The following is a 6,000-nucleotide window of genomic DNA, read 5'->3' on the forward strand; positions in this document are numbered from 1 at the left end:
TTAATTGTTTTCTTGCCCCAAAAGAATGCGTGTGCACCAGATAGGTGATTTTATGCCCATAAGTCAGTATTTCTACTAACGAGTGAGTCTAAGTTTGAATAAATTGGTATCGAGGAGCGAGGCTGCATGTGCTTCCTAAATGAGATCAATTAAAGGAGAGCTTAATGACTACAAATCGTCGGAAATTTTTGAGTACGGGTATTGGAGCTGGTGTTGCAGGACTTGCTTTAGGAGCCCCAGCAATTGTTCAAGCCCAGTCATCACAAACATTTAACTGGAAGATGACCAGCGCCTATCCCAAGGGATCGCCTTTTTACATGGACGGACCGGGAAGTGCAACTGATTTAGCGAAGCGTATTGGCGAAATGTCCAACGGCCGTCTCAAGATTCAAGTGTTTGGGGCTGGTGAACTCATCCCAGCATTTGAAGGTTTTGATGCGGTCCGTTCTGGCACAGTTGAGATGAACCATGCGAATAGTTATTTTTGGACTGGCAAAACTTTTGCCGCTCAGTATTTCACTGCAGTGCCCTTTGGCCTTAATTACCAAGGTATGAATGGATGGTTTTACGATGGTGGCGGAATTGATTTATGGAATGAGGTTTATGCCCCGTTTGGTATGGTGGCGATGCCTTGCGGCAATACTGGCGTGCAAATGACTGGTTGGTTTAAAAAGAAAATTAATAGTGTTGCGGACCTCAAGGGTTTGAAGATGCGCATCCCTGGACTTGCTGGTAAGGTCTACGCGAAATTGGGTGTCGATGTCAAAGTATTGCCAGGTGGTGAGATTTTCCCGGCACTTGAGCGCGGCGTCATCGATGCGGCTGAATTCGTTGGCCCATATCAAGATCGTCGACTTGGGTTGCAAAAAGCGGCTAAGTTTTACTACACCACTGGTTGGCATGAGCCTGCAACTGCCTCAGAGCTACTAATCAATAAAGCAGCATGGGAGAAGTTGCCTAAGGACCTTCAGGCAGTTGTCCAAAATGCAGCTGCGGCCTGCAATGTTATTAGTGAGGCCTGGTGTCAGCGAGCTAATGCAGAGGCGATGCAAGATCTAGTGAAAAATCAAGGCGTCACTGCCTTACCTTTGCCTGATTCAGTAATTGCTGCAATGCGTGCTGAAACAACCAAGATCTTGGATGAATCTAGTGCAGCCGATCCAATGGTGAAAAAAGTGCACGATTCTTATTTTGCGTTTAAGAAAAAGTATGACGCTTGGGCGGTTTATAGCGAAGCGGCTTATCACAGCAAAGTGCGTGGATAAATAGGGGACGGTCGTGTTAAATCAGTTTTCAAAAACAGCAGCACAAATTGAAGGCTTGATAGACCAGGTTGGCAAGGTTGCCTCATGGGCAACCTTGGCCATCGTTGGCCTCATCTCCGTCAATGTATTTTTAAGATATACCTTTAGCTTTGGATCGGTATGGGCTCAAGAATTAGAGTGGCATTTATTGGCCGTAATGATTCTATTAGGGATGAGTTTTGCTCTGCAACGTGGAGATAACGTCAGAGTCGATGTTTTTTATGCGCAGTTTTCCCCGCAGAAAAAAATGATTGTGGATTTTATTTCAGCACTCCTTACGATCATTGTCTCTCTGATTTTTATCAAGCTATCCATCAGTTATGTTGGGCAATCGCTTTCAATTGGGGAGGGATCACCTGATCCCGGCGGAATTCCGGCACGATGGGCTATTAAATCTCTAATACCAATTGGGTTTTGTTTTGTCGCGCTCCAAGGCACTGCTGAGTTGCTGAGATTGATATTGGCCCACAAAAACTTAAAGGCGAACAATCATGTTTGAACCGCAAGTAATGGCTGTTCTGATGCTGATTGGTTTTTTTGCCATGCTGATGGCTGGAATCCCTGTCGCCATCACTCTCGCCACAGTCGGATTTGTATTTGGGTATCTGGGTTTTGGAAGTTCTCTATTTAGCTTGCTGCCAGCGCGAATTTTTGGAATTGTTGGTGGGTATCAATGGTTAGCAATTCCCTTGTTTATCTTCATGGGAATTGCGCTCGAGAAGTCTCGTTTGGCAGATGATCTATTGGATGTGATGGGGCATATCGCTGGCGGTCTTAAAGGCGGTATGGCTATTGGCATCATTCTCTTTGGCGCATTGATGGGTGCCACGACCGGCATTGTTGGAGCAACGGTCATCACTTTGGGCCTGTTGACTCTGCCAACCCTAATTCGTCGCGGATACGATAAGAGTATTGCTTGTGGGGCTATTTGCGCTTCAGGCACACTTGGTCAAATTATTCCACCCAGCTTAATTTTGATTTTGCTGTCAGACATCATGCAGCTTTCAGTGGGAACTTTATTTGCGGCCGCGGTCATTCCTGGTCTACTGCTCACTACGGTTTACATCATTTATATTTTGATATTGGGCTGGGTTAAGCCGGATCTAATGCCGCCGATACCTCTGGAAGAGCGTAGCAAAGTTTCTGGAAAAGAATTATGGAAGCGATTTTGGAAGGTAGTGGTCCCTCCGATCATGTTGGTAGTTGCGGTATTGGGTTCTATCGTCGGAGGTATTGCTGCGCCAACTGAAGCAGCAGGCATGGGCGCAGTCGGCTCAGTCCTAGTAACGATTTTTTCTGGTCGCTTTTCCTGGGCTAAGCTCAAAGAAGTTGCTATTGATACAACTAAGATCAGCGCGCTAATGATGTTTATTCTGATTTGCGCTCAAGTCTTTGCGCTGTCATTCCGTGGTTTGCATGGTGAAGATTTGATCACTGGGATGTTTGAGTACTTGCCGGGTGGATTAAATAGCGACATTTGGTTCATGCTATTTTTGATCTTCATTCTTGGCTTCTTCATCGAGTGGATTGAAATCAGTTACATAGCTGTTCCTTTATTTCTACCGGTTTTACTCTCGCAGGGTGCCGATCCAGTGTGGATTGCTATGATGATTACTGTTTGTTTGCAGTCATCATTCTTAACGCCACCATTTGGTTGGGCGCTCTTCTATCTGAAGGGGGTGGCCCCTCCTGAAGTTGGGATTAAGGATATCTATAAGGGTGTAGTTCCGTTCATCGTGATGCAAGGCGTTGCTTTGTTCCTAGTATTTTATTTCCCGTCTTTATCCTTGTGGCTGCCTAAGGCAATTGGGTGGTAAGTACTCTGTAGGGATGACTTATTTGGGGGAAAACGTGGTTTTCCCCCATTCTTTAAGTGAAAACCCCGATCTAATTTGATGGGGAATTACCCTAACTAGTGGATTTCTTTGATTTTTTTCAAAGCATAATCGACCCGTTGTTTTTTATTTCAATAAAAATAGTTAGGAGCTACTGATGTCAACATCAACTAAAGCAGCCCCAATGACCGCTGAAGAACGCAAAGTTATTTTTGCCTCCTCTTTAGGTACGGTTTTTGAGTGGTACGACTTTTATCTTTACGGTTCATTGGCCGCCGTTATCGCCAAGCAGTTCTTCTCAGGCTTAGATGCAGGCTCTGCCTTCATTTTTGCTTTGCTGGCGTTTGCTGCCGGTTTTATCGTTCGCCCATTCGGCGCTCTGGTATTCGGTCGCTTAGGCGATTTGATTGGTCGTAAGTACACCTTCTTGGTGACGATCCTTATCATGGGTGGTGCTACGTTTGTCGTTGGTATTCTGCCTAACTACGCCACTATCGGTGTTGCTGCTCCAGTTATCTTGATCGCATTGCGTATGCTTCAAGGTTTAGCTTTGGGTGGTGAGTACGGTGGTGCTGCAACTTACGTTGCTGAGCACGCTCCTCACGGACGTCGTGGTGCATACACAGCTTGGATTCAGACAACAGCTACTCTTGGCTTGTTCTTGTCTTTGTTAGTGATTTTGTTCACACGTGAACTCACTGGTCCAAACTTCGATGTTTGGGGCTGGCGTGTTCCATTCATCGTTTCTATCGCTTTGTTGGCTGTTTCCGTTTACATCCGTTTATCGATGAACGAATCCCCAGCTTTCAAGAAGATGAAAGATGAAGGCAAATTGTCTAAAGCTCCTTTGACAGAGTCATTCGGTCAATGGAAGAACTTGAAGATTGTTATCTTGGCATTGTTTGGTCTGGTTGCAGGTCAAGCGGTGGTTTGGTATACAGGTCAGTTCTACGCTTTGTTCTATCTCACACAAGTGTTGAAGGTAGATGCTAAAACTGCGAACTTGTTGATTGCTGCTTCATTGGTAATCGGCACACCATTCTTCGTTGTGTTCGGTAGCTTGTCAGACAAGATTGGCCGTAAGGTCATCATCATGGGTGGCTTGTTATTGGCTGTTATTACCTACATTCCAAATACACCAGTTTCCGTATTTAATGCCATGACTCACTTTGCTAACCCAGCGTTAGAAAAAGCGATGGCATCAGCACCAGCAACAATTACTGCTGATGTAAATGAATGTACATTCCAGTTCAACCCAACAGGTACAGCTAAGTTCACCAGTTCTTGCGATATCGCAAAACAAGTGATGGCTTCTAACTCTGCTAGCTATAGTACTATTGCTGGCCCAGCTGGAAGCACCGCTGTTGTGAAGATTGGCGATACAGAAATCACTGGTTACTCTGCAAAAGACCCAGATGCAAAAGCGAAAGATGCTGAGTTCAAGAAAGCAATCGGAGAGGCATTGAAAACTGCTGGCTATCCAACAAAAGCAGATCCAGCTGCAATCAACTACGTAGCTATATTGCTCTTGTTGGTGTACTTGGTGATATTGGTAACCATGGTTTATGGCCCAATCGCAGCGATGTTAGTTGAGATGTTCCCAACTCGCATTCGTTACACATCTATGTCCTTGCCATACCACATTGGTAACGGTTGGTTCGGTGGCTTGTTGCCAACGATTTCCTTCGCCTTGGTAGCGCAAAACGGTAACATTTACTATGGTCTCTGGTACCCAATCATCATCGCTGCGATGACATTGGTAATCGGTACACTGTTTATTAAAGAAACTAAAGACGTAGATATCTACGCAAAAGACTAAGTACTTTAGTCTGTATCAAATCAAAACCCGACCACTTTGTGGTCGGGTTTTTTTATTGCTGAAGTTAATGCAGCAGTTGATTTCTAAGTTAATCCCAAAGATTTTTTTGATTGCCCCGATTAAAGAGGGCTAGATTCTGATCGGCAATAGATGTCAGTCTTTGACCTGGCAGCACTGTGATCTCAGTACCCGCTGCGAGAGCGCCAGTTTGATTCACCCGTAGATACCACCCACTAAAGCCAGATTGCAGCATGGCTTTGCTCGCACCTTTGTAGCCCATTTTGGCATTGAACTTAAAGCAGGGTTCACGTAGTTTGACTACGGTAAATTGAAGTTCACCCATCTGCATTTGGTCTCCAACAAATACCTCAGTCTCAAGCAAACCTTCGATAGTGAAGTTTTCACCGAAAGTGCCCAGAGGGAGATCAATTGATTTTTTGGTCTCACGAGAAAGTAATTCGTTCCAGAAAGCGTAGTGCTCAACTGGGTATACATAAATCGCTTTTTCTACTCCGCCGTGTACCGATAGATCTGCCTGCTCATCACCGGCTACACCAAGTCGAGTGATTTCAACGGGAGCGGGGGAAGCGAGATTGCTGATGGATTGTTTTTGGATGGCTGAGGCTACTCTTGAATAGTTTGGGTGATGAGACCCAAAGAGTGGCATTACTTTGCCAGAAGAAATAGAGAGAAGTCGCATGAGTGCAGATGACTGATAAGATGAAATGATCAAACTAAGAAAGTAAATAATGCATCTTTATAGATTATTGGTGGTAGCAATTTTTTGCGTGTTGACCAGTCAAACCGTATTTGCCAAGTGGGATGAAGAGCGTGACGTCACTACCAATGGCAAAGATGAGTTGGTTTATTACTCCAAGACCAGCGAGCAGGGGCAAAAGTTGGTTTTAGATAAGTATGTCAAACGCCTGATTTTTATTCAGCCTTCGGCTGGCCGAGCGCGGGCTTCAATCGCGACGGGGCGGTGCCGGGCGAACTGGCCCAGGCAAAGGTGATCCGCACTTTCACCGCCCGCGCCGAAGCC

Annotated in this window: 5 protein-coding genes; 4 read left to right on the top strand and 1 reads right to left on the bottom strand. The window is 45.4% G+C overall.

The features are described 5' to 3' along the window. Positions 1-164: 164 nt before the first annotated feature. From B7Y67_RS03775 to B7Y67_RS03790, 4 genes are all read left to right on the top strand, one after another. A complete protein-coding gene (locus B7Y67_RS03775; RefSeq protein ID WP_293597431.1) occupies positions 165-1,265 on the top strand; it encodes a TRAP transporter substrate-binding protein in 1,101 nt (366 codons plus the stop codon). A 13-nt stretch (positions 1,266-1,278) separates the two neighbouring features. Next, positions 1,279-1,803, top strand: coding sequence for a TRAP transporter small permease subunit (locus B7Y67_RS03780; protein ID WP_293597432.1), 525 nt, complete (start codon positions 1,279-1,281; stop codon positions 1,801-1,803). Further along, complete coding sequence (locus tag B7Y67_RS03785; RefSeq protein WP_293597433.1) at positions 1,796-3,121, top strand: TRAP transporter large permease subunit; 1,326 nt, start codon at positions 1,796-1,798, stop codon at positions 3,119-3,121. Before B7Y67_RS03780 ends, B7Y67_RS03785 begins: the two co-directional genes overlap by 8 nt. A 175-nt stretch (positions 3,122-3,296) precedes the next feature. Continuing rightward, on the top strand, positions 3,297-4,958 hold the full coding sequence (locus tag B7Y67_RS03790; RefSeq protein WP_293597434.1) for an MFS transporter: 1,662 nt from the start codon (positions 3,297-3,299) through the stop codon (positions 4,956-4,958). Between the two features lie 88 nt (positions 4,959-5,046). Here the strand turns inward: B7Y67_RS03790 and B7Y67_RS03795 are convergent, their stop codons facing one another. Next, the gene (locus B7Y67_RS03795) at positions 5,047-5,658 is read right to left on the bottom strand and encodes an MOSC domain-containing protein (RefSeq protein WP_293597435.1); all 612 of its coding nucleotides are present in this window, start codon (positions 5,656-5,658) and stop codon (positions 5,047-5,049) included. Positions 5,659-6,000 lie beyond the last annotated feature (342 nt).

Source organism: Polynucleobacter sp. 35-46-11 (genome assembly GCF_002281105.1).